This is a genomic window from Streptomyces sp. CS113, assembly GCF_002188365.1.
In the GTDB taxonomy this organism is placed as follows: Bacteria; Actinomycetota; Actinomycetes; order Streptomycetales; family Streptomycetaceae; genus Streptomyces; species Streptomyces tendae.
Genome location: NZ_KZ195574.1, coordinates 1390314 through 1416424, shown reverse-complemented (window position 1 = coordinate 1416424; position 26111 = coordinate 1390314). Strand labels below are relative to the sequence as shown.

The following is a 26111-nucleotide window of genomic DNA, read 5'->3' as shown; positions in this document are numbered from 1 at the left end:
GGTGCCCGGCACCCGCCGTCTACCTGTTCGCCCGTCATGCCCTGGATGGGCCTGCCGGGCGTGGGAGGAAAGTGAACGCCAACGTGGCCGAAGAGAACACCACCACCGCCCCGCTCTGGAACGACACCACCGCTTCCGTCGCCGCGCGCGTCGATGCGCTCGTCGCCGCGATGACGCTCGCCGAGAAGACCGCCCAGCTGTACGGAGTCTGGGTGGGCGCCTCCGACGCAGGCGACGAGGTGGCCCCGCACCAGCACGACATGGAGGAGGCCGTGGATCTCGACGCTCTCCTGCCCACCGGGCTGGGCCAGCTGACCCGGCCCTTCGGCACGGTCCCGGTCGACCCGGCGCTGGGGGCCCTCTCCCTGGCCCGCACCCAGGCCCGGATCGCCTCCGGGAACCGCTTCGGCATTCCCGCGCTCGCTCACGACGAGTGCCTGGCCGGCTTCGCCGCCTGGGGCGCGACCGCCTACCCGGTCCCGCTGTCCTGGGGCGCCACGTTCGACCCGGACCTGGTCGAGCGCATGGCCGCCGCCATCGGCCGCGACATGCGCGCCGTCGGCGTCCACCAGGGACTCGCCCCCGTCCTGGACGTGGTGCGCGACGCACGCTGGGGCCGGGTCGAGGAGACCATCGGCGAGGACCCGTACCTCGTCGGCACCGTCGGTACGGCCTACGTGCGCGGTCTGGAGTCGGCCGGGATCGTCGCCACCCTCAAGCACTTCGCCGGTTACTCGGCCTCGCGCGCCGGCCGCAACCTCGCGCCCTCCTCCGTGGGCCCCCGCGAGCGGGCGGACGTCCTGCTGCCCCCGTTCGAGATGGCGATACGCGAAGGCGGCGCCCGGTCGGTGATGAACGCGTACACGGACACCGACGGCATCCCCTCCGCGGCCGACGAGGACCTGCTCACCGGGCTGCTGCGCGACACCTGGGGCTTCGACGGCACCGTCGTCGCCGACTACTTCGCCATCGCCTTCCTCAAGACCCTGCACGGCGTGGCGGCCGACTGGGCCGGCGCCGCCGCACTGGCACTGGGAGCCGGCGTCGACGTGGAGCTGCCCAACGTCAAGACGTACGGCGCTCCCCTGGCCGAGGCCGTCGCCGCCGGACGCGTCCCGGAGGCCCTGGTGGACCGCGCCGTTCGCCGGACACTCGCGCAGAAGGCGCGACTCGGCATGCTCGACCCGGACTGGAACCCGGTGCCGGCCGCACTGGCAGGGGCCGATCTCGACCAACCGGAAGCCCTGCGGGGCCGGATCGACCTGGACGGCCCGGAGAACCGGCGACTGGCCCGCACGATCGCTCAGGAGGCCGTGGTCCTGCTGAGCAACGACGGCACCCTGCCGCTCGCCCGGCCTCGCCGCATCGCCCTGCTCGGACCCAACGCCGACGAGCCCACCGCCGTACTCGGCTGCTACTCCTTCCCCCAGCACATCGGCGTCCGCCACCCCGGGACCCCGCACGGCATCGCGCTGCCGACGCTGCGCGACACCCTCGCTGCGGAGTTCCCCGAGGCCGAGATCACGCTCTCCCGAGGCACCGGCATCGACGACGGGGAGCTCACCGGCATCCCGGAGGCCGCACGGGCGGCACGCGCGGCCGACATCGCCGTCGTGGTGCTCGGGGACCGCGCCGGGCTCTTCGGGCGGGGCACCAGCGGTGAGGGGTGCGACACCGAGACGCTGGCGCTGCCGGGGGCGCAGCAACAGCTGCTCGACGCGCTGCTCGACCAGGAGACCCCCGTGGTCGCCGTGCTGCTCGCGGGACGGCCGTACGCACTCGGCCGTGCCGTGGGGGAGTGCGCCGCGATCGTGCAGTCCTTCTTCCCGGGGGAGGAGGGCACGCACGCGATCGCCGGTGTGCTCAGTGGCCGCGTCAATCCCTCCGGGCGGCTGCCGGTCGGCGTGCCGAGCGGACCCGGTGGGCAGCCGGCCACCTACCTCGGCGCGCGGCTCGCCCACGCCGGCACGGTGTCGAACGTCGACCCGACGCCCGCGTTCGCCTTCGGCCACGGCCTGTCCTACACGCGCTTCGAGTGGACAGACCTGACGGTCGACGTGCGGGAGGCGCCGACGGACGGCGAGTTCCGTCTCGCCTTCACCGTCCGCAACACGGGCGAGCGGCCCGGGACCGAGGTCGTCCAGCTGTATCTGCACGACCCCGTCGCCTCCGTCGTCCAGCCGGTGCAGCGCCTCGTCGGCCACGCCCGGGTCGACCTGGAGCCGGGCGAGGCCGGACGTCTGCGGGCCACGGTCCCGGCCGACCTCGCCTCCTTCACCGGACGCGACGGCCGGCGCGTGGTCGAACCGGGCGAGCTGGAACTGCGGTTGGCGGCCTCCAGCGCGGATCACCGCCTCGTCGCCGGGGTCACGCTGACCGGGGCCGCACGGTACCCGGACCACACGCGGCGCCTGCGGTCGGTGATCGTCCGGGAGTGGGACCGTCCGCCGGGGGCCGCATGACGCCCCGGTGGCTCACAGCACGCCGCGCCGGGCGAGGCTGCGCGTCAGCGCGCGTACGCCGAACGTCCACGGCGCGGCCTGCTCGCTGGTGACGACGGTGTTGAGCAGCGTGCCGAGGCGCGGGCTGGAGATGCGCACCACGTCGCCGTGCTCGTGGGTGAAGCCCGACCCCGGTGCCCCGCGGTCGTCGGTGGGGGCGAACAGCGTCCCGGTGAACAGCACGAAGCCGTCGGGGTACTGGTGGTGCGGGCCGTGCGTGGCGGCCACCAGGTCCAGGACGTCGCGGCTGATCTCGCGCATGGAGCTGCTGCCGTGCAGTGTGTAGCCCTCCGGTCCGTCGACCCGCAGGCCGACGTCGAGCCCGCGGACGGTGTCGAGGTCGAAGCCGTCGTCGAACAGGCGGATGAACGGGCCGATCGCGCACGAGGCGTTGTTGTCCTTGGCACGGCCCAGCAGCAGCGCGCTGCGTCCCTCGACGTCACGGAGGTTGACGTCGTTGCCGAGCGTCGCGCCGCGGACGCGGCCGCGCGAGTCCACGACGAGGACGACCTCGGGCTCGGGGTTGTTCCACACCGAGGCGCCGAGCACTCCGATGTCGGCGCCGACGCCGACCGCGGACAGGACCGGCGCCTTGGTGAAGACCTCCGGGTCCGGCCCGATGCCCACCTCCAGGTAGGGCGACCACAGTCCCTCGGCGACGAGCAGTTCCCTCGCCCTGTCCGCCTCGGGCGATCCGGGACGGACACCGTCGAGCGCGCCGCCCACCGCCCGCTCGACCCGGGCCCGCACCAGGGCGGCCCGCGCCGGATCGCCGCCCGTGCGCTCCTCGATGACGCGTTCCAGCAGGCTCCGCGCGAAGGTCACGCCGGCGGCCTTGATCACCTGTAGGTCGACGGGCGCGAGCAGACGGGGAACGTCACGACGGCCGGGGGGTGCCTCGAGCAGTTCGTCCAGGTGCCAGACGCGTCCTCCGCCGGCCTCCCGGACGACGGCCGCCGCGTCGTCGCGTTCCATGAGGTCGCAGACGGTGGGAACGACGTCCGTCAGGTCGACGACACGCTCCCCGCGCACCGCGGCCACACACGGCCCGTCCCATTCCGGGGCGTGGACGCGTGCGACGAGCGCTGCGCGGTCGGCGTCCTCCGGCAGGACACAGGAGCTGGTGAGGACCGGACGGGGGTGCGCTGCTGCCGATTCCACGATCGATGCTCTCCTGGGTTCGGGGGAGTGCGGTGGCCCGGGGGCCGCGCTCAGTGGGAGTCGCGGGGGACGCCGTGTCCACGGCTTCCGCGCAGGAAACCGAAGTCGGCGCCCCGGTCGGCCTGTTCCACGTGCTGCGTGTAGAGCCAGGTGTAGCCGCCGGCGTACTGCTCGGCCGATGCCCTCCACGACTGCCGGCGCCGGGCGAGCTCGGCGTCGTCCACGTCCAGGTGCAGGGTGCGGTTCGGGACGTCGAGGACGACGGGGTCGCCGTCGCGCACCAGGGCGAGGGGTCCGCCGACGGCGGCCTCGGGTGCCACGTGCAGGACCACCGTCCCGTACCCCGTGCCGCTCATCCGGCCGTCGCAGACCCGCACCATGTCCGTGACGCCGGCCTTCAGCAGCTTGGCGGGGAGCGGCACGTTGGAGACCTCGGGCATACCGGGGTACCCCTTGGGACCGGCGTTGCGGATGACGACGACGGTGTTCTCGTCGACGTCGAGTTCCGGGTCGTCGGCCACCTCGTGGTAGGCCTCCGGGGAGTCGAAGACGCGCGCGGGGCCGCGGTGGGTGAGCAGGTGGGGCGACGCGGCGGACTGCTTGATCACGGCCCCGTCGGGGCACAGGTTGCCGCGGAGGACGGCGATGCCGGTGCCGGCCGGCTGGAAGGGGGCGTCGAGCGGGGTGATGACGTCGGAGCCGACGCGCTCGGCGTGCGCGGTGTTGTCGGCGACGGTGCGTCCGGTGACCGTGATCTGGTCGCCGTGCAGCAGCTCGCCCTTGAGCAGCTCGGCCAGGACGGCCGGCAGGCCGCCCGCGTAGCAGAAGTCCTCCATGAGGTACGTGCCGCTGGGCATCAGGTTGACCAGCGTCGGCACCGCGCGGGCCAGCTCGTCGAAGTCGGACAGGCTCAGCTCGACGCCGACGCGGCCCGCGAGGGCGGTGAGGTGGATGACGGCGTTCGTGGAGCCGCCGACGGCCGCGTTGACCCGGACGGCGTTCTCGAACGCCTCCCGGGTCAGGATCCGCGAGGGGCGCAGCTCCTCCTCCACCATGCCGACGATGCGCCGCCCGGCCGCCTGCGCGGTCTCCATCCGGCGGGAGTCGACCGCGGGCCAGGCCGCGGAGCCGGGCAGCTGCATGCCGAGCGCCTCCGCGACGCAGGCCATCGTCGAGGCGGTCCCCATCGTCATGCAGTGCCCGTTCGAGCGGGCCATGCAGCCCTCCGCGAAGAAGCACTCCTCCTCCGTCATCCGGCCGGCCTTGAGGTCCTCCTCGAACTTCCACACGTGGGTGCCCGACCCCACGTCCTGGCCCCGGTACTTGCCGTTGAGCATTGGCCCGCCGGTGACCATCACGGCGGGCAGGTCGACGCTGGCGGCGCCCATGAGCATGGCCGGGGTCGTCTTGTCACAGCCGGACAGCAGCACGACCCCGTCGAGCGGGTTGGCCCGGATCAGCTCCTCGACCTCCATCGCCATCAGGTTGCGGTACAGCATGGCGGTGGGGCGCATCAGGGTCTCGCCGGTGGCCATGGTGGGGAACTGCAACGGCAGCCCGCCCGCCTGCCACACGCCGCGTTTGACGGCTTCGGCGACGTGGGTCAGATGGGCGTTGCACGGGGCGAGTTCGGAGGCACTGGTCGCGATGCCGATGACGGGGCGCCCGTCGAACACCTCGTGCCCGAGTCCCTGGTTGCGCATCCAGGAGCGGTAGATCATCCCGCCGCGGCCCTGTGCGCCGAACCAGGCCTGGCTGCGTCGGCTCGTCCTCTGCCCGTCGGTCATGCGGTCACTCCCGTCGGCTGTGGCGTCGTCCGTCTCACGAAGGGGCGTGCTCGGGTGAGGGCCGGCGAGCCGTACCCTGTGCCACAATCATTAAATGATTCGATGAATGGCGTCCAGGGGGCGGGCAGAGATCGTGGAACACTTCCCGACCACGCACCAGCGAGTGGTCGACGAACTGGGGCGGCGCGTGGTGGGCGGCGTCTGGACCCCGGGGGACCCGCTGCCCGTCGAGGACGCGCTCGCGGCCGAACTCGGCGTCAGCCGCGGGGTGGTGCGAGAAGCGGTCAAGGCGCTGATGGCCAAGGGGATGCTGCGCGTACGGCCGCGCACCGGCACCCGGGTGCTGCCTGCGGACCACTGGAACCATCTCGACCGGGACGTCCTGCGCTGGAAGCAGGACGGGGACGCCGCGTCCCTGCTGCGCGACACGGGTGAACTGCGTCTGATCGTCGAGCCCAAGGCGGCCCGGCTCGCCGCCCACCGGGCCGGACCCGACGACCTGCGCGTCCTGCACGAGGCGCTGGCCGCCATGGAGGCCGCGGCGGCGGCACCCGGCCGCAGCGGCTACGTCGAGGCCGACATCGCCTTCCACCGGGCCCTGCTCGCCGCCAGCGGCAACCGTCTCCTCGGCTCACTCGGCCGGGCCGTCGAGATCGCCCTGGAGCACAGCTTTCTGATCAGCACGCAGACCCCGGGAGCGGTGGAGGCGTCGTTGCCGGGGCACCGCGCCATCGTGCGGGCCGTCGAGGCCCGCGACCCCGCGGCCGCGGCCGAGGCCGCGCTGGCCCTGATCGAAGCCGCCGAACGGGAGATCGCCCAGTCACCGGGGGTGCCGAACGCGTCCCCGGGCGACGCCGGATGACCCGCCGCCACCGGGACCCGCGCACTCCACGGCACGGCCGCCCCCGCCTGCCCGGGCACCCCCGCTCGGGGGCACCCGGGGCAGCACGGCTCAGGGGTACTGCACGACCTTCGACGGCACGGTGTCCGTCCCCGACGTGGGCGAACCCGTGTCGTTGATGACGCACTCGTACTGTCCGTTGCCGCCGAGCGACACGACGAGCAGGCCGTGGAAGCGCACGCCGGAACGGTTCGGCGCGGCGAAGCCGTGGTGCTGCACGATGGACGGGTTCACGTTGTAGTAGCAGTAGCTGCCCAGGCCCCAGCCCTCGTGCTCGGCGACGTCGTCGCCGACCTTGTAGGCGGCGTAGCCCTTGACCGAGCCGTTCTGGATCGCGGCCTGGTCGGGGGCGTCGTACGCCTTCTCGTTCTGGAAGAAGACCGTGCGGCCGCGTTCGCCGTTCCACTGCACGTCGTACTTGTTGAAGTGCTCAACGAACAGGCCGGTGATCAGCACGTCGTCGCCGTTGACGACGACGCCGTAGTCGGCGCGGTTGGTCTCCCAGCCGACGCCGTCGCCGTGGTCGGCGCGCCACACCCAGGTGTGGTCGACGATCGTGTGCCGGCTGTTGACGACCAGGCTGGTGGTCGCCTTGCCGGGACCCGCACCGCCGATCCGGACGAACACGTCCTGCACGGTGGTCGGATTGGCCGAGTGGTCCGCGGACGCGCCCTCGGGCCCGACCTCCAGCAGGGTCGCGGAGTTGACCGGACCGGCGTCCACGAGGAACCCGGCCAGCCGTACGCCGTCCACGTCGGCGACCTTCAGTGCGGTGACGCCGCCCTCGGGGATGAGGGTGGCGTAGCCGAGGCCCAGGACGACCGTGCCCGCGCGGTTCACCTCGACGGTCCGGTCGAGGTGGTAGATCCCCGGCGTCAGCAGCAGGTGCAGGCCCTCCTCCAGCGCCTGGTTGAGGGTGGCCGCCGAGTCGGCGGGCTTGGCCACGTAGAACTGCGTCAGCGGGAGCGAGGTGCCGCGCGGTGTGCCGTTGCCCCAGGAGACGCCGCGGGCGTCGGTGCGCTTCTCCGGCAGGAAGACGCGGTACTCGGCGCCGTCGAGGTACAGGAACGGCTTCTCACGGGAGACGGGCGTCGTCTCCAGCGTCGTGTACGGCGGCTCGGGGAAGCTCTGCGCGGGCGCGCCCTCCACACCGGAGAACACCATGTTCCACACGGCGTTGAGCCAGCCGCCGACCGAGCTGTCGCGGGTGTACCACTGCTGCTGGGAGTACGGGCCCACCGTGCCGTCGATCCGGCTGTCGGCGATGTAGCCGCCGCTGGCCCAGCCGTAGCCGTCGGGGGCGAGGTTGAGGCCGCCGCGCACGTGCATCCGCCGGAAGGGCGCCGCCTGCGAGACCGCCCAGCGGTTGGTGCCGCTGACCGGGACCAGGGCGAGGTTCTCCGCCGAACGCCAGAAGTTCTGCGTGGCGTTGCCGTCGAACCAGCCGGCGTCGACCGTGACGTCGCCGTTGATGGTGGTGTCGTCGGGGGAGAGGCCGAGGCCCGCGATGGAGGTGTAGAAGCCGAGCTGGGCGTTGAGGCCGCTGTAGGTGCCGGGCTTGAACAGCAGCGCGTAGCGGCCGGTGCCGAACTGGGCGGACTCCTGCTGCTTGAAGATCTCGTCCAGTCTGCCCTGGATGTTCGCCGTGGACGGGTCGAAGACGATGACGTTCGGCCCGAGGTCGCCACCGCCGGGCAGCGCGCGGGGGCTGCCCGCGGGACCGGCGCCGGCGGAGGCGGTGGTGGCGGGGGCCGCGGCGGCGGATCCGGCGCCCGCCAGCGAGGCCAGCACGGGCGCCGCGGCGGCCGCCCCAAGGAGGCTGCGGCGGCGCACGCCGGAGGGCTCGGGTGTGGGGGAGGGCGTGGGGGAAGAGGGCATGCGGGCGGCTCTCCTTGTTCGGGAAGTGAACGAAGTGGGGGTGGGGGAGCGCTCTCTGGGTGTGCATGCTTCATCCGCCCGCCACGGGACGTCAAGAGTTGCGACCGTTTCTTGTGCGCCGCGTTCAACAAGTAGGGACGCGCCCTGTGTTGGTCCGCGCCGCGGTTCCTCCTGCCGCATCCCTTGACACCCTCCCCTCGCGCCCTCAACACTCCGAGTCGGGAGAGCGCTCTCCGAGAACTGCTCCGACCGTCTCAGCCCGACCTTCCCAGGAGGTCTCCATGCCACGGAGATCGAAAGTTCTGTCCGGCACCCTCGTCGCGAGCGCGTTACTGATGACGTCGATCGGCATCGGTACCGTCGCCGCCAACGCGGACGCCCCCGCCGCCCCCGCCCCGGCCTCCGCCGCGCACACCGGGCACACCATGGCGGTCTCGACCGCCTCCTCGCCCGAGGACCCGGACGGCGACGGCTACATCCCCGCGAACCCGCCGGTCACCGGTGTCACCCCGTCCACGAAGGAGCCGCCGCACCGCTACTTCCACGAGTTCCAGGCCAACTGCGGGGTCAGCCACACCGCGCCCGACGACCCCATCGTCTACGCCCAGCAGCCCGGGAAGTCGCACGACCACACCTTCATGGGCAACACGACGACCAACGCGTACAGCACCACCGCCTCGCTCGACGCCGGGTCCACCACCTGTCTGGCGCCCGGCGACCGCTCGGGCTACTGGATGCCGACCATGTACGACGGCGACCGCCCGGTGCTCCCGGTCGGCCCGCAGACCATCTACTACAAGGCCGGCGTCACCGACTACACCAGCGTGCGCCCCTTCCCGAAGGGCCTGCGCTACGTCGTCGCCAGCCCCATGCAGAGCGCGCAGGAGTTCCGCGACCACCCCGGCTTCGTCGAGGGCTGGGAGTGCGGCGACAGCTTCTTCAACGTCGACTTCCCGGCCGACTGCCCGGACCGCCAGGACGTCCAGGTCAACATCCGCTTCCAGGCCCCCAGTTGTTGGGACGGCAAGAACCTGGACACGCCGGACCACAAGAGCCACATGGCGTATCCGGTGGTCAACCCGGGGACCAACAACAACATCTGCCCGGCCGACCACCCGGTGGCCCTGCCGATGATCGAGTTCAAGATGGCCTTCCCGGTCAACGGCGACCTCTCCCGGGTACGGCTGGCCAGTGGCGCGAGCTACTCGTTCCACTACGACTTCTTCAACGCCTGGGACGAGCCGACCCTCGCCGCCATGGTCGGCCACTGCATCGTCGGCGGGTTGCAGTGCGACGCGCGCGGCTACGACCAGACCCACCCCGAGGCCGGAGCGGCGCTCAACGAGGACTACGAACTGCCCTGATCCGGCCCTACTTTGCCCCTCCGCACCTCCTCGTACCGGCCCGGCCGTCCATGCCCCGCCACGGCCGGGCCACCCCCCCATACCCCGCGGACGTGGACACCCGCAGACGTGGGCCCCCGCAGACGCGGCCCCCCGCAGACCGGAGACAACCCGATGAGCCGACCCCACACCCCCACCCCCACTCGCAGACTCACCCCCGTGCGCAGAATCACCGCCCCCCTGACCGCCGGCCTGCTCACCCTCGGCGCGCTCACCGAGCTGCCCGCCGCGCAGGCGCACGCCGCCGGCAGCGTCGTGAAGGTCACCGGCAACCAGGGCAACTGGCAACTGACCGTGGACGGCAGTCCTTACACGGTCAAGGGCCTCACCTGGGGGCCGTCCCCCGCCGACGCCGACCGGTACCTGCCCGACCTGGCGTCCATGGGGGTCAACACCATCCGCACCTGGGGCACCGACGCGAGCAGCCGCCCGCTCCTCGACTCCGCCGCCGCCCACGGCGTCAAGGTCATCGCGGGCTTCTGGCTCCAGCCGGGCGGCGGCCCGGGCAGTGGCGGCTGCGTCAACTACCTGACCGACACCGCGTACAAGGACCAGATGCTGGCCGAGTTCCCGCGCTGGGTCCAGGAGTACAAGGACCACCCGGGCGTCCTGATGTGGAACGTCGGCAACGAGTCGGTGCTCGGCCTGCAGAACTGCTACAGCGGCGACGAACTGGAGCGCCAGCGCGACGCCTACACCACCTTCGTCAACGACGTCGCCAAGAAGATCCACGCCGTCGACCCGAACCACCCGGTCACCTCCACCGACGCCTGGGTCGGCGCCTGGCCCTACTACCAGAAGAACGCCCCCGACCTGGACCTGTACGCCGTCAACTCCTACGACGCCGTCTGCGACGTGCGGGCCGCCTGGGAGCAGGGCGGCTACACCAAGCCGTACATCGTCACCGAGTCCGGACCGGCCGGCGAGTGGGAGGTGCCGGACGACGCCAACGGCGTGCCGAAGGAGCCCACCGACCAGGCCAAGGCGCAGGGCTACACCGACGCCTGGAACTGCGTCACCGGGCACCGCGGCGTCGCCCTGGGCGCGACCCTGTTCCACTACGGCACCGAGTACGACTTCGGCGGCATCTGGTTCAACCTGCTGCCCGCGGGCCAGAAGCGGCTGTCGTACTACGCCGTGAAGCGGGCCTACGGCGGCGACACCTCGCACGACAACACCCCGCCCGCCGTCTCCGGCTTCGGCGTCGAGGGCGGCGCGGGCCAGGTGCAGGCGGGCAAGGACCTGGTCCTCACCGTGCGCGCCACCGATCCGGACGGCGACCCGATCGCGTACGAGGTGCAGGCCAACAGCAACTACATCGACCAGGGCAAGCAGCTGACCACGCTTCCCGCCACCGACCTCGGCGGCGGGCGCCTCAAGGTCACCGCCCCCGACCGGCCGGGCGTCTGGAAGCTGTACGTCAAGGCCACCGACGGCAAGGGCAACGTCGGCGTCGAGACACTCTCGGCGCGGGTCGTGCCGCCCGCCGTGGACGGCACGAACGTCGCCCTCGGCAAACCGGCCACCGCGTCGTCCTTCCAGCCCAGCTACGGCGACTGCCCCTGCACCGCCGCCAACGCCGTGGACGGCAACCCGAACACGCGGTGGGCCAGCGACTGGAGCGACCCGCAGTGGGTCCAGGTCGACCTCGGCGCGCGCACCGCGTTCCGGCACGTCCAGCTGTACTGGGAGGCCTCCTACGCCAAGGCCTACACCGTCCAGACCTCCGACGACGGACAGAACTGGCGGACCGTGTCCACGGTGACCGACGGCAATGGCGGTGTCGACACCCTCGACGCGTCCGGCACCGGCCGCTACGTCCGGGTCAACGGCACCGCACGCGGCACGGGATACGGCTACTCGCTGTACGAGTTCGGCGTCTACAGCTGACACCGACGCACGTACGGCGGGCACGACACAGGGGAGGGGAGACCCGGGTGGGGACGAGCGACGAAGAGATCGACCGGCTGCTCGGCAAACTGACACCACGCGCCCGCGCGCTGCTGCTGAGCGGCGCCACGACCTGGCGCACGCGGCCGGAACCGGCCGTGGGCCTGCGGGAGTTGGTGATGTCGGACGGTCCGGCGGGCGTACGGGGCGAGGCCTGGGACGAGCGGGACACCTCCGTCCTGCTGCCCTCCGCCTCGGCGCTCGCCGCCACCTGGGACGAGGCCCTGGTCGAAGGCCTCGGCGGCGTGCTCGCCGCCGAGGCCCGGCGCAAGGGCGTGGACGTCCTCCTCGCCCCCACGCTCAACCTGCACCGCAGCCCGCTGGGCGGCCGGCACTTCGAGTGCCTCTCCGAGGACCCCGAGCTGACCGGCCGCATCGGCGCCGCGCTGGTCCGCGGCATCCAGGCCCACGGTGTGGCCGCCACCGCCAAGCACTACGTGGCCAACGACTCCGAGACCGACCGGCTCACCGTCGACGTGCGGGTGGGGGAGCGGGCGCTGCGGGAGGTCTACCTCGCGCCCTTCGAGGCGGCGGTCGCCGCGGGGGTCCGGCTCGTCATGGCGGGGTACAACGCGGTCAACGGCACGACCATGACCGCGAACGCCCTGCTCAGCGATCCACTGAAGAGCGAGTGGGGCTTCGACGGCGTCGTCGTCTCCGACTGGGGCGCGGTGCGCGCCACGCTCGACACCGCCCGCGCCGGTCTCGACCTGGCCATGCCGGGGCCCGACGGCCCCTGGGGCGAGGCGCTGGCACGCGCGGTGGCCGACGGCGACGTGCTCGAGGCGGCCGTCGACGACAAGGCGCGACGCCTGCTGCGCCTCGCGGCATGGCTGGGCGCGCTGGGCGAGTGCGCCGGGCCCCGGGCGGGGGCCCCGGGCGGGGCGTCCAGCGCGCAGGGCCCGCCTCTGGATCCGCCTGCACTGCCCGGCGCGGAGGGCTTCCCGAGCGGGGTTGCGGCGCCCGGCGTGGAGGGGTCCCCGAGCAGGGGACCCGCGCGCGGTGCGGAACCGTCCGCCTCGCAACCACCCGCCCCGGATCCGTCACGCACCCGCGACGTCCGGGCCCTGGCCCGCCGCGCCGTCGCCGCCGGTACCGTCCTGCTGGCCAACAGGGACGTCCTGCCGCTCGACCCCGAGCGCCTCGAAACGGTCGCCGTGATCGGCGCGCACGCCGTGCGGACCCGTACCCAGGGCGGCGGCAGCGCCGGCGTCTTCCCGCAGGGCGAGGTGTCCGTCCTGGACGGCGTCCGGGACGCGCTGCGCGGCCGGGCCCGCGCCGTCCACGTCCCCGGCCCCCGGCCGGACGGCCCCGCGCCCCCACTGGACGAGGGCATCTGCACCGACCCGCGCTCCGGCCTGCCCGGCGTGCTGCTGCGGATGCTGGACGCGGACGGCCGCGAGCTGTACGCCGAACGGCGCCGCGGCGGGCGTCTGCTGGAGCCCCGTCTGGTGCCGGGCGCGCACACCGTCGAGATCCGCGCCCGGCTCGGCGCGCGCACCGGGGGTTCCTGGACCCTCGGCGTGGCCGGTTTCGGCCGGATGAGCCTGGCCCTGGACGGACGCACCCTGCTGGAGGGCGACTTCCCGCCCCCCACCGACGACCCGGCGGTGGTGCACGTCAACCCGCCCGCCCAGTACGCCCGTGCCGACCTCGCCGCCGACCGGGACGCCCTGCTGGTGGCCCGCCGCGAACTGGCCCCCGGCACCGGGCGGGCCACCGTCGTCGTCGCGGCGCCACCCGCCCCGGACGTGACCGCGTCGCTCTCCGAGGCCGCCCGCGCGGCGGGAGCGGCGGACGCCGCCATCGTGGTCGTCGGGACCACCGAGCACGGGGAGTCGGAGGGCTACGACCGTACGAGCCTGGCGCTCGGCGGTCCCCAGGACGCGCTGGTCCGCGCCGTCGCGGCCGCCAACCCGCGCACCGTCGCCGTCGTCAACAGCGGTGGTCCGGTCGAGCTGCCCTGGCGGGAGGAGGCGGGCGCGGTGCTGCTGGCCTGGTTCCCCGGGCAGGAGGGCGGCGCCGGTCTGGCCGACGTGCTCTTCGGCCGTACCGAGCCGGGCGGACGGCTGCCCACCACCTGGCCGGCCGTCCTCGCCGACGCACCCGTCATCCGCACCCGCCCGGACGGCGACGGCCGCCTCGCCTACGACGAGGGCCTGCACCTCGGCTACCGGGGCTGGCTGCGCCACCACCGCACGCCCGCCTACTGGTTCGGCCACGGGCTCGGCTACACCACGTGGACGTACGAGGCGCTGACCGCCCCGCCGGTGACCCGCGCGGGCGACGACCTCACCGTGCGCGTGCGGGTGCGCAACACCGGTGCGCGGGAGGGCCGGGAGGTCGTGCAGGTGTACCTGGCCCGGCCCGCGTCGGCGCTGGACCGTCCCGTCCGGTGGCTCGCCGGGTACGCGGCGGTGCGGGCGCGCCCGGGAGAGACGGTGACGGCGACCGTACGGGTCCCGGCGCGGTCGCTGTCCCACTGGTCGGTGGCGGAGCACGCCTGGCGCACCGAGCCGGGGCCCTGCCGTCTACAGGCCGGGAGGTCGGCGGGGGACCTGCCGCTGGTCGCGGACCTGGAGGTGGTAGCGCCTGCGGCGTGAGACGGCGGCGGAGAGCGCTCTACCAAGCGCCGGACCCCGCCGGTTAGGGTGCGGGCATGAGCAGACAGGCCCCGACCCTGGAGGACGTGGCCCGGGAGGCCGGCGTCTCCCGGGCCACCGTCTCGCGCGTCGTCAACGGCGTCCGCAACGTGGACCCGGCCATCCAGGACCTGGTCCGCCGGGCCATCGAACGGACCGGGTACGCGCCCAACCAGGCCGCAAGGCAGCTGGTCACCCGGCGCACGACGACCGTCGCCCTGGTCGTCTCGGGCGCGGGCGACGCCTCGGACACGGAGCAGAACGCCTTCGCCACCCGGGTGTTCGCCGACCCCTTCTTCGGCCGGGTCGTCGGCGGGGTGGTCGCGCATCTGCGGCCGCGCGGGATGCATCCGGTGCTGATGTTCGCCGAGACGCCCGAGGCCCGGCAGGAGGTCGTGGCCTACCTCAGGCAGGGCGGGGCGGACGGCGCCCTGGTGGTGTCCACGCACCCCGACGACCCGCTGCCCGCGCTGCTCGCCGGCGCCGGACTGCCGGCGGTGCTCTTCGCCCGTCCGGGCCGCCCGGTGCCGCTCAGCTACGTCGACCTGGCCCACCGCGAGGGCGGGCGGCTCGCCGCCGAGCACCTGCTGGAGCGGGGATGCCGCCGGATAGCCACCGTCACCGGTCCGCTGGCGGTCGCGGCGAGCCAGGAACGCCTGGCCGGCTTCCGGGACGCCCTCGCCCGGCACGGGCACCCGTATGTGCCGGTGGCCGAGGGCGGCTTCACCGTGGACAGCGGCATGGCCGCGATGACGTCGCTGCTCGCCGAACACCCCGACACGGACGGTGTGTTCACCGCGAACGACCTGATGGCCCAGGGTGCCGTCCAGGTGCTGCGCGACCACGGGCGCCGGGTGCCGCGGGACGTCGCGGTCGTCGGCTTCGACGACTCCAGCGTGGCCGTCACCTGCCGGCCCCGGCTGACCACCGTACGGCAGCCGGTGGAGGAGATGGCGGCCACGATGGCCCGCCTGCTCGACGAGCACATCAAGGGCGCGCGCACCGAACCCACGTCGGTCATCTTCGACCCGGAACTGGTGGTACGGGACTCGGCGTAGCGCCGGGGCCCGCGTGGAGGCCCCGCGCCGAGGGCGGTCAGGGAAGCGCGGCCTCGATGTCGGCGAGGTGGGCGGCGAGGATCTCCTCGAAGGCGGCGACCCGGTCCGCACCGAGCGGGCGGATCTCGCGGGCGAAGTGGGCGAGGGCGGGGAAGCGCTCGGGATCGGCGCCCAGCACCGCGACCCGGAACTGCTCCATGCCCTGCTCGTACTCCTCGGCGCCCACGCCACCGAATGCGCCTTCGGCGGTGATCAGCGAAGCGATCAGGACCACGAACCGGTGATAGCGCGCCGGAATCTCGTGGTCGGGCAGCCCCGAGGCGCGCAGACTCTGAAGCACCTCTTCCATCATCAGCCGGGAACCCGTGCCACCCGATCCGTGGCGGCCCCAGACCGCCGCGAGTTGCGGCTGCTGCCCGAAGGCGTCACGCAGGCGCAGGGCCACGGCGATGAGACGCTGCTTCCAGTCGCCCGCGGGCCGGTAGCCGTCCATGGCGGACAGCAGGATTCGGTCGGCGACCGCGCGCAGCAACTCGGTCTTGTTGCGGAAGTGCCGGTAGAGGCTGGAGGAGTCCGTCCCCAGCGCGGCGGCCAGCTTGCGCACGCTGAACGTCTCGGCGTCGCCCGCGAGCAGCAGTTCCGCCGCCGCATCCAGGATCTGCTCGGTCGACCAACGCCTGCGGCCTGCCATCTCGCCCCTCTCGTCGTTCCCGTCCGGACCAGGCTAGCTTATGCACTTGCCATTGCACGCACTGCGTGCATACTGAGGACACATGCTTGCCGGAAGAACGGGGCGGCAAGGAAAACGAGGGGGAGAGGCGTGGACATGCGCGAGACCACTGCTGTGACACGGCCGCCGCAGCCGGACTTCGAGGCGATCACGACCGAGGAGTTGATCGCCTACCGCGAGGCGGAGAACCGCTACCGGGCGTCCGGCGCGGCGCGGGCGATCCTCGGTGAACCGGATCCCGGAGCCGCGATCGCGTGGCAGGACGTCGCGCTGCCCGGCCGCGACCTCCCGGTCCGGGTGTACCGGCCGGTGCCGACGGGCGACGGCGAGACCGCCGGCCAGAACGGCCTGCCGCTCGTGGTCCACGTGCACGGCGGCAGCTTCGTCGGCACGGCGGCGCAGTGCGACTGGACCAACAGCCACCTCGCCGTCCGGCTGCCCGCGGTCGTCGTCTCGGTCGAGCACCGCCTCGTCGCTCCGGGGAGCCCGCTCGCGGATGCCGCCGACGACGGCTGGGACGTGCTGCGGCACGTGCTGGGAGACGCCGCGCGGTGGGGAGTCGACCCGGAGCGCACGGCCGTCTTCGGCGAGAGCTTCGGCGGGCTGATCAGCGCACTGACCGTGATCCGGGCCCGGGACGCCGGCCTGCGACTCAAGGCGCAGGTGCTGGTCAATCCCGCCGTCGACATGACCCCGGCGATGTACGACTACCCCTCCATCGCCGAACACGCGGACACCCCGACCCTCGCCATGCCCCAACTCAGGCTCCTCGAGCGGCTCGCCGCCCCGCCGGGGACCGACGCCCGCGCCTTCTCGCCGCTGTACGCGGAGGACCTGAGCGGGCTCGCCCCCGCACTGATCGTGGTGCCGACCCATGACCCGCTCGCCGATCACGGACGCCGTTACGCCGACCGGCTGCGCGCGGCCGGGACGCCCGTACGGCTCGACGAACATGTGGGAGCGGGGCACGCGTTCCTCACGCTGCCCGGTGTGGAACCGCGGGCCGCGGCGGCCCGGGCCGGGATCCACGCGTTCCTCCGCGCGGCTCTGACGGCGTGACAGCAGAACGGCATGCGGCACCAGCGACGGCACCGGGCCGGGTCCGGACGCCACTCTGCCCGGCGGGCCTCCCGGCCGTCACCCTGTTGCAGAGGCGGCCGCGACCGGAACGGCATCGGAAGAGGGCACAGTGAAGAGCATCGGCATCATCGGGGTGGGCGAGATCGGCAGGGCCATCGTGACGGGTCTGCATCACGGCGGCGACGCCGCGCCGGAGGTGTTCCTCTCCCCACGGGGAGCCCGCACGGCCGCGGAGCTGTCCGAGCGCCACGAGGGCGTACACGTGTGCGCCGACAACCAGGAGGTGGTGGACCGCTCCGAGATCGTGGCCCTCGCCGTGCGCCGCGAACAGTGGCGCGAGGCCCTGGCCGGAGTGCACGTGGGCGGCGACCGAATCGTGGTCAACGTGATGGCGGGCGTGGGCAACGACGAGCTGAGCGAGACCCTGGGCACCGGCGCCGCGCTGGTCCGGGCCATCCCCCTGCCCACCATCCGCGAACGCCGCTCCGTCACGGTGGTGCACCCCTCGCACCCGGAGGTGAACTCCTTCTTCGCCCGGCTCGGCAGAGCGCTCCCCGTCGCGGACGAGGCCGCCTTCGACGTCCTCTCCGCGCTGACCGGGACGCTGACCACGCACTATGCCTACCTCGCCACGCTCGCCTCGTGGGCCACCCGCCACGGCATCGCCCCCGACGACGCGGACCGCTACGTCCGCGGGCTCTTCGAGGGCGTCGGCTGCTCCCTGGGCGACGAGTCCCGCTCCCTGGACCGGCTCGCCGCCGACCACGAGACGCCGAACGGGAACAACGAACGGATCCGCACCACCTGGTTCGACCCGGCCAACGCGCGGGCGCTCACGACGGCACTCGACGGCCTGCTCGCCCACCTCAAACCGCCGCGGCGGTCCTGACGGCGGGCCGCACCGCACGCACGGCGGCCGTCGGGGACAGCCAGCGGCCCGGCGCGACGGCGCGGCGCGCCCTACCGCCCCGCCAGCCGCCCCCCGAGCGCGGCCCGCCACGCCGGGGCCGGCGTGGGGGAGTCGACCGGCAGACGCCGACCGCCGCGGGCGAAGAACGCGGCCAGCGGCAGGATCGCCGCGCCCACCGTCACCGCGTCGGGACCGAGCCGGCCCAGTGAGATGCCCACCCGTCCGGCGGGGTGCCGCAGGGCGTGGGCCAGCGTGTGCGCCCGTACCGACTCCAGGAACGCCGGGCCCAGTTGGAGTCCGGCCCAGCCGCCCACCAGGATCCGCTCGGGCTGGAAGAGGTTGACCAGGTCGGCCAGCCCCGCGCCCAGGTACTCGGCGGTCTCCGCGAGCACCCGCGCCGCCACCGGGTCGGGTGCGCCCCCGTCCCCGGGACGGGCCGCGGTCAGCATCGCGGTCAGCGCGGCCTCCTCGTCGGCGCCGGGCGGCGGCGCACCGCCCGCCTCCCGCCACCGCGCGAGCAGCGCCTCCGCACCGGCGTACGCCTCCAGGCACCCCCGCGCACCGCACCGGCACCGGCGCCCCCGCACCCGTACCGTCAGATGCCCCCACTCCACCGCCCGCCCCCGCTCCACGTCGTCGGTGACGACGCACGCGCCGACCCCGGAGCCGAAGAGCACGACCACGGCGTTGTGCGCGCCGCGTCCGCCGCCGAACCACATCTCGGCCTGGCCCAGCGTCCTGGCGCCGTTCTCGATGAACAGCGGTACGTGCGGGGGAAGCCGCTCCGAGCCGCGCAGCAGCGCCTCCAGCGGGACCGCGTCCCAGCCGACGGTCTGCCCGTGCACCAGGGCGCCGTCGGCCGTGCGCTCGACGATCCCGGGGACCCCGATGCCGACGCCCAGCAGCTCGCCGCGGTCCTGTGCCCGGCCGTCGGCGACATCGGCGCCGAGCACCTCCGCGACCCCGTCGAGGATGTGCCCGGCGACCACGCCGACGTCGTAGGAGCGCGACCCGTGGCCCGGCAACGCGCGCTCCGTCCGGGCCAGTTCGGACATCGACAGGTCGAACAGCTCCACCCGCACCCGGGTCTCGCCGACGTCGACCCCGACGAGGCGCCCCCGGTCCGCCACGACCCGGACGAGGGTGCGCGGCCGGCCGCCGTCCGCGCCGAGGCTGCCCGCCTCCTCCACCAGCCCGTCGGCCATCAGCTCCGCGACCACGGTGCTGACGGAACCCGAACTCAGGCCCGCCGCCGAACCCAGCGCGAGCCGGCTCATCGGCCCGTCGAAATACAACCGTTGCAGAACGGCGCTGCGGCTCTCCCGCCGCAGGTCACGGACCGTACGCCCGCCGTGCCTGGCCATCCGGACCCTTCCTTCCGTGCCCTCGCGCCACCGCCAACCCTGCGCGAGACCTTGACGAGTCTTTCTCTCGGGGTTTAACTCACGTCCTAAATTAAGCCATGAGGAGCTTCGGAAGGAAAACGCCGAAGCCCGCCGTCGGAACTCCCGACCGACTCCCGGAAGGAACCCAGGAGCCATGCGCAGCATCCGAGCCGCGGCCGTAGGCGCCGTCACCATGTCTCTCGCACTCGCCGCCACGGCCTGCGGAGGAGGCTCCTCCTCGGGCGGCGGATCCAACGACTCGCCGAAGGAACTCACCTACTGGGCCTCCAACCAGGGCGCCAGCGTCGAGGTCGACAAGAAGGTCCTCCAGCCCGAACTCGACAAGTTCGAGAAGGAGACCGGCATCAAGGTCAAGCTGGAGGTCGTGCCCTGGTCCGACCTGCTGAACCGCATCCTCACCGCCACCACCTCGGGACAGGGCCCCGATGTCCTGAACATCGGCAACACCTGGAGCGCCTCCCTCCAGGCCACCGGCGCACTGCTGCCCTGGGACGCGAAGAACTTCGAGAAGATCGGCGGCAAGGACCGCTTCGTCGACTCGGCGCTCGGCTCCACCGGTGTCGAGGGCCAGGACCCCGCCGCGGTCCCGCTGTACTCGATGGCGTACGCGCTCTACTACAACAAGCAGATGTTCGCCGACGCGGGCATCACCAAGCCCCCGGCCACCTGGGACGAGCTGGTCGCGACCGGCAAGAAGATCTCCAAGGACGGCAAGTGGGGCCTGGGCGCCGAGGGTTCCAACCTGTCCAACAACATCCACCAGGTCTTCGTCCTCGCCAAGCAGCACGGCGCCGACTTCTTCACCGCCGACGGCAAGCCCGACTTCACCTCCGACGGCGCCGTCGCCGCCGTCAAGCAGTACGTCGACCTGATGGCCCAGGACAAGGTCGTCGCGCCCGGCAACGCCGAGTACGCGCAGAACCAGTCCCTCAGCGACTTCGCCAAGGGCAAGACGGCGATGGTGCTGTGGCAGACCGCCTCCGCCACCTTCAAGACCATGGGCATGAAGGACAACGAGTGGGGCGTCGCCCCCGCCCCCGTCCCCTCCGGCGCCCCCGGCGCCGGAAAGGCCACCAACTCCATGGTCGCCGGCATCAACATGGCCGTCTTCAAGAACAGCGACAACATCGACGGCGCCACCGACTTCGTGAAGTTCATGACCAGCGACGCCGAGCAGAAGCTGCTCAACAAGGCGTACGGCTCCATCCCGCCGGTCAAGGCCGCCCAGTCCGACCCGGCGTTCAACACCCAGGGCACCGCCGTCCTGCGCGAGACCCTCGCCACCAGCGCCGCGGCCCTGCCCCAGGTGCCGGACGAGTCGCAGTTCGAGACCGCGGTCGGCACCGCCGTCAAGGAACTGTTCGCCGACGCCGCGAACGGACGCGAGGTGACCACCGAGTCCGTCAAGGAGAAGCTCGCCAAGGCACAGCAGCAGATGCCCAACAAGTGAGCGCCCCGACTCTCGACTTCGAACCCGCCCCACCGACTCCGACACGGACACGGACCTCGCCATGACCACCACGACCGCCTCGGCGCAGCCCGGCGAGCGGACGGTCGGCAAGAGCTCCCCCGGGACGGCGCGCGGACCCCGCCGCCGTCCCGGGCGGATCCGCCGCATCGGCCTGCCCTACCTGCTGCTCCTGCCGGCCCTGCTCCTCGAACTCCTCGTCCACCTGGTGCCGATGGTCATCGGCATCGTGATGAGCTTCAAGGAACTCACCCAGTTCTACATCCGCGACTGGACCACCGCCCCGTGGACCGGCCTCGACAACTTCACCATGTCGGTGGACTTCGACGCCCCCGTCGGCGAGGCGCTGCTCCACTCCTTCCTCGTCACCTGCGCCTTCACGGTGCTCTCCGTCGGCCTGTGCTGGCTGATCGGCACCGCCGCCGCGATCTGCATGCAGGACACCTTCCGCGGCCGTGGCCTGCTCCGCGCGATCTTCCTGGTGCCGTACGCCCTGCCGGTCTACGCGGCCGTCATCACCTGGGCGTTCATGTTCCAGCACGACAACGGCCTGGTGAACCACGTCCTGCACGACCAATTGGGCCTCACCGACAAGCCCTCCTTCTGGCTGATCGGCGACAACAGTTTCATCGCCCTGCTCGTGGTGTCGGTGTGGAAGGGCTGGCCGTTCGCCTTCCTCATCGTCATGGCCGGCCTCCAGAACATCCCCAAGGAGCTGTACGAGGCCGCCGCCCTGGACGGCGCCGGCGTCTGGCAGCAGATCCGCCGCATCACCCTGCCGTCGCTGCGCCCCGTCAACCAGGTCCTGGTCCTGGTGCTGTTCCTGTGGACGTTCAACGACTTCAACACACCGTTCGTCCTGTTCGGCAAGGCCGCGCCGGAGGCCGCCGACCTGATCTCCATCCACATCTACCAGTCGTCCTTCGTCACTTGGAACTTCGGCACCGGCTCCGCGATGTCGGTCCTGCTGCTGCTCTTCCTGCTGCTGGTGACGGGCGTGTACCTGTTCGTGACCTCCCGGGCCACCAGGACCCCGCGGACGTCACGGAAGCACGAGGAAAGGAAGCCGGCCGATGTCTAGGTCCCCGATGGCGGCGCCGCGCTCCTTCACCTGGACCCGCCGCGTCTTCCTCACCCTGCTCACCGGCTTCGTGCTGCTGCCGGTGTACGTCATGGTGTCCAGCTCGCTGAAACCGCTCGAGGACGTCTCCAGCCAGTTCCACTGGCTGCCGAGCAACCTCACCGTCCGCCCCTACATCGACATCTGGTCGACGGTCCCGCTGGCGAAGTACTTCGTGAACTCGCTGATCGTGGCCGGCGCGGCGACCGTCTGCTCCGTCGTGATCGCGGTCTTCGCCGCCTACACCGTCAGCCGCTACGAGTTCCGCGGCAAGCGCGTCTTCTCGGTGACCGTCCTGTCCACGCAGATGTTCCCGGGCATCCTCTTCCTGCTGCCCCTCTTCCTGATCTACGTCAACATCGGCAACGCCACCGGCATCGCCCTGTTCGGCTCCCGCGGCGGCCTCATCCTCACCTACCTGACCTTCTCCCTGCCCTTCTCCATCTGGATGCTGATCGGGTACTTCGACTCGGTCCCCCGCGACCTGGACGAGGCGGCCCTGGTGGACGGCTGCGGGCCGCTGCGCGCCCTGTTCAAGGTCGTCGTGCCCGCCGCGATCCCCGGCATCGTCGCCGTCGCCGTCTACGCCTTCATGACCGCCTGGGGCGAGGTCCTGTTCGCCTCCGTCATGACCAACGACGCCACCCGCACCCTCGCGGTCGGGCTCCAGGGCTACTCCACGCAGAACGACGTGTACTGGAACCAGATCATGGCCGCCTCGCTGGTCGTCAGCGTCCCCGTGGTCGCGGGCTTCCTGCTCCTCCAGCGCTACCTGGTGGCGGGCCTGACGGCCGGAGCCGTCAAGTGACCGGCACGCCCCAGCACTCCCACCCCCACCCCGAAAGGACCTTCGTGACCATCGACTTCGCCGCACTCCCGGACGACTTCCTGTGGGGCACGGCCACATCGGCGTACCAGATCGAGGGAGCCGTGGCGGAGGACGGACGTTCGCCGTCGATCTGGGACACCTTCTCGCACACCCCCGGGAAGATCGACAACAACGACCACGGCGACGTCGCCTGCGACCACTACCACCGCACCCAGGAGGACATCGAGCTGATGCGGAGGCTGGGCACCAACGCCTACCGCCTCTCCGTCGCCTGGCCGCGTGTCCTGCCCGGCGGCGACGGCCCGGTCAACGCCAAGGGCCTCGCCTTCTACGACCGGCTCGTCGACGACCTGCTGGCGGCCGGGATCACCCCGTCCGTCACCCTCTACCACTGGGACCTGCCGCAGGTGCTCCAGGACCGGGGCGGCTGGCCCGAACGCGAGACCGCCGAGCACTTCGCCGCGTACGCCGCCGTCGTCGCCGAACGCCTCGGCGACCGCGTCGGCCACTGGGCCACCCTCAACGAGCCGCTGTGCTCGGCCTGGATCGGCCACCTGGAGGGCAAGATGGCCCCCGGCTGGACCGACCTGACGGCGGCCGTCCGCGCCTCCTACCACCTGCTGCTCGGCCACGGCCTGGCGATGGAGGCCATCCGCGCGGCGGCCCCCGGCGCCCAGGTGGGCATCGTCAACAACCTCTCCACCATCCACGCCGCCACCGACCGCGACGAGGACCTGGCCGCCGCCCGCCGCATGGACGGCCACACCAACCGCTGGTGGCTGGACCCGGTCCACGGCCGCGGCTTCCCCGAGGACATGCGCGAGCTGTACGGGGTCGAACTCCCCGAACGCCCCGGCGACATGAAGCTCATCGGCGCCGAACTGGACTGGCTGGGCCTGAACTACTACTTCCCCCAGACCGTCGCCGACGACCCCGCCGGACCCGCACCGCACGTCCGCACCGTCCGCCGCGTCGGCGTCCCGCGCACCGGCATGGACTGGGAGATCGACGCCGGCGGCATCGAGGACCTGCTGCTGCGCCTGACCGAGGAGTACGGGGTACGCAAGCTGTACGTCACCGAGAACGGCTCCTCCTTCCCCGACACGGTCCGCCCCGACGGCACCATCGACGACCCCGAGCGCCAGGAGTACCTGACGGCCCACCTCGCGGCCTGCGCCTCCGCCGCCCGCAAGGGAGCCCCGCTGGCGGGCTACTTCGCCTGGTCGCTGCTGGACAACTTCGAGTGGGCGTACGGCTACGACAAGCGCTTCGGCCTGGTCCACGTCGACTACGCGACCCAGGTCCGCACCATCAAGGGCAGCGGACACCACTACGCCGACATCATCGGCCGGGCCCGGGGGAGGGAGCGCAAGGCCGCCTGAGACCCCGTGGTGGGCGCGCACGCGGGAGTCCGCGCCCACCGCGGCTCCCCGTCCCTCGGGCGTCAGGCGCCCTTGCGCGCCACTCCGCCGTAGATGCCGATCGGCGGGGCGTCGGGGCGCCGGGCCTCCTCGGGGCGCCAGTCGGTGACCCGCACCAGCCCCGGCTCCACCATCGAGAAGTCGCCGAACAGGTCGAGGACCGCCGCGTGCGACCGCAGGTTCAGGGATGCGGTGGCCTTGCTGTAGACGGCCGCCGCGTCCTCCCGCCGGTCCTCGTGGACGTCGCCCGTCGCGTGCGACAGGACCAGGTAGGAGCCGTCCGGCAGCGCGTCGCGCAGCGTGGCGACGATGCCCGCCGGGTCCTCGGCTGCGGCGACGAAGTGCACGACGGCCACCAGCAGCAGCGCCACCGGCCGGTCGAAGTCGATGACCGCCCGCACCTCGGGATGGTCGAGGATCGCGCGGGGATCCCGCAGGTCGGCCAGGACCACGGCGGTGTCCGGGTCGTCCGACAGGGCCCGGGAATGGGTGGCGACGATGGGGTCGTTGTCGACGTACGCGACCCGGGTCCCGGGGGCGAGGGACCGCGCGATCTGGTGCACGTTGGGTTCGGTGGGCAGGCCCGTGCCCACGTCGAGGATCTGACGGACGCCGCCCTCGGCCACCACGTGCCGCACCGCGCGGTGCATGAAGTGCCGGTTGGCGAGGACCCCTTCGCGCACCTCGGGCGCCGCCTTCATGAACTGCTCGGCGGCCCGCTGGTCGACCTCGTAGTTGTCCTTCCCGCCGAGGAAGTAGTCGTACATCCGGGCGGGGTGGGGCCTGCTGGTGTCGATCCGGTCGGGGTGGGCGGCGTTCTCGCCACCGCTCAGGGAGGTCATGCTGGCTGACTCCGTCCTCAACTCGCGGGCCACCCACGGGACAAGCGCGCTGAACACCTGGTGAGTGGCTGCCGAGTGCCTGTCGGAACATCATCATAGGGTGGCGTCCTGACGGTGCCGTCCCGCGTACGGAGGAGTGTCCTGTGACCGCCGGTATACCCAGACCCCACATCGACACGAGCAAGCCGCACCCCGCCCGCGTCTACGACTGGCTGCTGGGCGGCAAGGACAACTACCCCGTCGACCAGCGGGTCGGCGAGACCCTCCCCGCTCAGGCACGGGGCAACGCGGCCAGGAACCGGGCGTTCATGCACCGCGCGGCGGCCTGGCTGGCGAAGAACGGCGTCGACCAGTTCCTGGACATCGGCACCGGCATCCCCACCGAACCCAACCTGCACCAGATCGTGCAGGCGATCCGCCCGGCCGCCCGAGTCGTCTACGCGGACAACGACCCGATCGTCCTCCGGCACGCGGAGGCGCTGCTGACCAGCAACCCGGAGGGCGTCACGGACTTCCTCCACGCGGACGTACGGCAGCCCGGGACGATCCTCGAACGGGCCCGACAGACCCTGGACTTCGACCGCCCGATCGCCCTCTCCCTCGTCGCGCTCCTGCACTTCCTGCCCGACGACGAGGACCCGTACGGTCTCGTGCGCACCCTCGTGGACGCGCTCCCCTCCGGCAGCTTCCTGCTCCTCTCGCACGGTACCGCCGACCAGCACCCGGAACTGAGGCAGGAGACCGAGGCCGCGTACAAGAAGGGTGCCATCCCGCTGCGGATGCGCACCCGGAGCGAGGTGGAGCCCTTCTTCGCCGGGCTGGAACTCGTCGCCCCCGGCCTGGTGTTCGCCACCGAGTGGTACCAGGAGGAGCCGGCGCCGGCGCGGGAACGCAGCGGCTTCTACGTGGGCGTCGCGCGGGTGCCCTGAGCGGAGCGAACCGTACGCGGAGGGCGGCCCGCCGCCACCCGGCCGCCTTGACGTGAGCCGGAACCGGCCGATACTTGTGCGCAGCATGGGTCGGT

General features: G+C 72.6%; 19 protein-coding genes. 13 read left to right on the top strand and 6 right to left on the bottom strand.

The window, feature by feature from the left end; genetic code table 11:
- The first annotated feature begins 71 nt into the window (after positions 1-71).
- Positions 72-2462, top strand: coding sequence for a beta-xylosidase/alpha-l-arabinosidase (locus B9W62_RS06085; protein WP_087805918.1), 2391 nt, complete (start codon positions 72-74; stop codon positions 2460-2462).
- Positions 2463-2474: 12 nt separating this feature from the next.
- Here B9W62_RS06085 and B9W62_RS06080 read toward each other — a convergent pair whose 3' ends face one another.
- Entirely contained in the window at positions 2475-3662 is a 1188-nt protein-coding gene (locus B9W62_RS06080) for a fumarylacetoacetate hydrolase family protein (protein ID WP_087805916.1), read from the bottom strand.
- A 50-nt stretch (positions 3663-3712) separates the two neighbouring features.
- Positions 3713-5449, bottom strand: coding sequence for an IlvD/Edd family dehydratase (locus tag B9W62_RS06075; protein ID WP_087805914.1), 1737 nt, complete (start codon positions 5447-5449; stop codon positions 3713-3715).
- A 106-nt stretch (positions 5450-5555) separates the two neighbouring features.
- Between B9W62_RS06075 and B9W62_RS06070 the strand changes: the two genes are divergently transcribed.
- On the top strand, positions 5556-6311 hold the full coding sequence (locus tag B9W62_RS06070; RefSeq protein ID WP_087805912.1) for a FadR/GntR family transcriptional regulator: 756 nt from the start codon (positions 5556-5558) through the stop codon (positions 6309-6311).
- A 90-nt stretch (positions 6312-6401) separates the two neighbouring features.
- On the opposite strand, the gene B9W62_RS06065 is transcribed toward B9W62_RS06070, so the two are convergent.
- Positions 6402-8228 carry a coagulation factor 5/8 type domain-containing protein gene (locus B9W62_RS06065; protein ID WP_087805910.1) on the bottom strand — a complete coding sequence of 609 codons (1827 nt, stop codon included), beginning with the start codon at positions 8226-8228 and terminating at the stop codon, positions 6402-6404.
- Positions 8229-8509: 281 nt separating this feature from the next.
- Here B9W62_RS06065 and B9W62_RS06060 point away from each other — a divergent pair, with 281 nt between their 5' ends.
- The 4 genes from B9W62_RS06060 to B9W62_RS06045 all read left to right on the top strand — a co-directional run bounded on the left by B9W62_RS06060 (position 8510) and on the right by B9W62_RS06045 (position 15281).
- Positions 8510-9592, top strand: a complete 1083-nt coding sequence (locus tag B9W62_RS06060) for a DUF1996 domain-containing protein (RefSeq protein ID WP_087805908.1) — start codon at positions 8510-8512, stop codon at positions 9590-9592.
- Between the two features lie 153 nt (positions 9593-9745).
- Positions 9746-11521: a discoidin domain-containing protein gene (locus B9W62_RS06055; RefSeq protein ID WP_087805906.1), complete on the top strand. Its 1776-nt coding sequence runs from the start codon at positions 9746-9748 to the stop codon at positions 11519-11521.
- Between the two features lie 47 nt (positions 11522-11568).
- Positions 11569-14184: a glycoside hydrolase family 3 C-terminal domain-containing protein gene (locus tag B9W62_RS06050; RefSeq protein WP_087805904.1), complete on the top strand. Its 2616-nt coding sequence runs from the start codon at positions 11569-11571 to the stop codon at positions 14182-14184.
- A gap of 56 nt (positions 14185-14240) precedes the next feature.
- Positions 14241-15281, top strand: a complete 1041-nt coding sequence (locus B9W62_RS06045; RefSeq protein WP_087805902.1) for a LacI family DNA-binding transcriptional regulator — start codon at positions 14241-14243, stop codon at positions 15279-15281.
- A gap of 37 nt (positions 15282-15318) precedes the next feature.
- Here the strand turns inward: B9W62_RS06045 and B9W62_RS06040 are convergent, their stop codons facing one another.
- Entirely contained in the window at positions 15319-15972 is a 654-nt protein-coding gene (locus B9W62_RS06040) for a TetR/AcrR family transcriptional regulator (protein WP_087805900.1), read from the bottom strand.
- A 135-nt stretch (positions 15973-16107) separates the two neighbouring features.
- Here B9W62_RS06040 and B9W62_RS06035 point away from each other — a divergent pair, with 135 nt between their 5' ends.
- Together B9W62_RS06035 and B9W62_RS06030 are read left to right on the top strand one after the other, a co-directional pair.
- Positions 16108-17070 carry an alpha/beta hydrolase gene (locus tag B9W62_RS06035; protein WP_087811768.1) on the top strand — a complete coding sequence of 321 codons (963 nt, stop codon included), beginning with the start codon at positions 16108-16110 and terminating at the stop codon, positions 17068-17070.
- 130 nt (positions 17071-17200) lie between these two features.
- The gene (locus B9W62_RS06030; protein ID WP_087805898.1) at positions 17201-17980 is read left to right on the top strand and encodes an NAD(P)-binding domain-containing protein; all 780 of its coding nucleotides are present in this window, start codon (positions 17201-17203) and stop codon (positions 17978-17980) included.
- Positions 17981-18051: 71 nt separating this feature from the next.
- On the opposite strand, the gene B9W62_RS06025 is transcribed toward B9W62_RS06030, so the two are convergent.
- Positions 18052-19365, bottom strand: coding sequence for an ROK family protein (locus B9W62_RS06025; protein WP_087805896.1), 1314 nt, complete (start codon positions 19363-19365; stop codon positions 18052-18054).
- Between the two features lie 175 nt (positions 19366-19540).
- On the opposite strand from B9W62_RS06025, the gene B9W62_RS06020 reads away from it, so the two are divergent.
- The 4 genes from B9W62_RS06020 (at position 19541) to B9W62_RS06005 (ending at position 24206) form a co-directional block, all read left to right on the top strand.
- Entirely contained in the window at positions 19541-20857 is a 1317-nt protein-coding gene (locus tag B9W62_RS06020; protein ID WP_087805894.1) for an extracellular solute-binding protein, read from the top strand.
- 61 nt (positions 20858-20918) lie between these two features.
- On the top strand, positions 20919-21956 hold the full coding sequence (locus B9W62_RS06015; RefSeq protein WP_087805892.1) for a carbohydrate ABC transporter permease: 1038 nt from the start codon (positions 20919-20921) through the stop codon (positions 21954-21956).
- A 7-nt stretch (positions 21957-21963) separates the two neighbouring features.
- On the top strand, positions 21964-22803 hold the full coding sequence (locus tag B9W62_RS06010) for a carbohydrate ABC transporter permease (RefSeq protein ID WP_087805890.1): 840 nt from the start codon (positions 21964-21966) through the stop codon (positions 22801-22803).
- A gap of 44 nt (positions 22804-22847) precedes the next feature.
- Positions 22848-24206 carry a GH1 family beta-glucosidase gene (locus B9W62_RS06005; RefSeq protein ID WP_087811767.1) on the top strand — a complete coding sequence of 453 codons (1359 nt, stop codon included), beginning with the start codon at positions 22848-22850 and terminating at the stop codon, positions 24204-24206.
- 62 nt (positions 24207-24268) lie between these two features.
- On the opposite strand, the gene B9W62_RS06000 is transcribed toward B9W62_RS06005, so the two are convergent.
- Positions 24269-25087 carry an SAM-dependent methyltransferase gene (locus B9W62_RS06000; protein WP_179235372.1) on the bottom strand — a complete coding sequence of 273 codons (819 nt, stop codon included), beginning with the start codon at positions 25085-25087 and terminating at the stop codon, positions 24269-24271.
- A gap of 143 nt (positions 25088-25230) precedes the next feature.
- Here B9W62_RS06000 and B9W62_RS05995 point away from each other — a divergent pair, with 143 nt between their 5' ends.
- Complete coding sequence (locus B9W62_RS05995; RefSeq protein ID WP_087805886.1) at positions 25231-26016, top strand: SAM-dependent methyltransferase; 786 nt, start codon at positions 25231-25233, stop codon at positions 26014-26016.
- Positions 26017-26111: the final 95 nt, after the last annotated feature.

What these genes read in the sequence shown, in the direction of transcription:
- B9W62_RS06045 (WP_087805902.1), top strand. Translation starts at nt 14,241, where the DNA reads ATGAGCAGACAGGCCCCGACCCTGGAGGACGTGGCCCGGGAGGCCGGC.
- B9W62_RS06025 (WP_087805896.1), bottom strand. Translation starts at nt 19,365, where the DNA reads ATGGCCAGGCACGGCGGGCGTACGGTCCGTGACCTGCGGCGGGAGAGC.
- B9W62_RS06060 (WP_087805908.1), top strand. Translation starts at nt 8,510, where the DNA reads ATGCCACGGAGATCGAAAGTTCTGTCCGGCACCCTCGTCGCGAGCGCG.
- B9W62_RS06075 (WP_087805914.1), bottom strand. Translation starts at nt 5,449, where the DNA reads ATGACCGACGGGCAGAGGACGAGCCGACGCAGCCAGGCCTGGTTCGGC.
- B9W62_RS06020 (WP_087805894.1), top strand. Translation starts at nt 19,541, where the DNA reads ATGCGCAGCATCCGAGCCGCGGCCGTAGGCGCCGTCACCATGTCTCTC.
- B9W62_RS06040 (WP_087805900.1), bottom strand. Translation starts at nt 15,972, where the DNA reads ATGGCAGGCCGCAGGCGTTGGTCGACCGAGCAGATCCTGGATGCGGCG.
- B9W62_RS06055 (WP_087805906.1), top strand. Translation starts at nt 9,746, where the DNA reads ATGAGCCGACCCCACACCCCCACCCCCACTCGCAGACTCACCCCCGTG.
- B9W62_RS06070 (WP_087805912.1), top strand. Translation starts at nt 5,556, where the DNA reads ATGGCGTCCAGGGGGCGGGCAGAGATCGTGGAACACTTCCCGACCACG.
- B9W62_RS06000 (WP_179235372.1), bottom strand. Translation starts at nt 25,087, where the DNA reads ATGACCTCCCTGAGCGGTGGCGAGAACGCCGCCCACCCCGACCGGATC.
- B9W62_RS06065 (WP_087805910.1), bottom strand. Translation starts at nt 8,228, where the DNA reads ATGCCCTCTTCCCCCACGCCCTCCCCCACACCCGAGCCCTCCGGCGTG.
- B9W62_RS06010 (WP_087805890.1), top strand. Translation starts at nt 21,964, where the DNA reads ATGGCGGCGCCGCGCTCCTTCACCTGGACCCGCCGCGTCTTCCTCACC.
- B9W62_RS06035 (WP_087811768.1), top strand. Translation starts at nt 16,108, where the DNA reads ATGCGCGAGACCACTGCTGTGACACGGCCGCCGCAGCCGGACTTCGAG.
- B9W62_RS06015 (WP_087805892.1), top strand. Translation starts at nt 20,919, where the DNA reads ATGACCACCACGACCGCCTCGGCGCAGCCCGGCGAGCGGACGGTCGGC.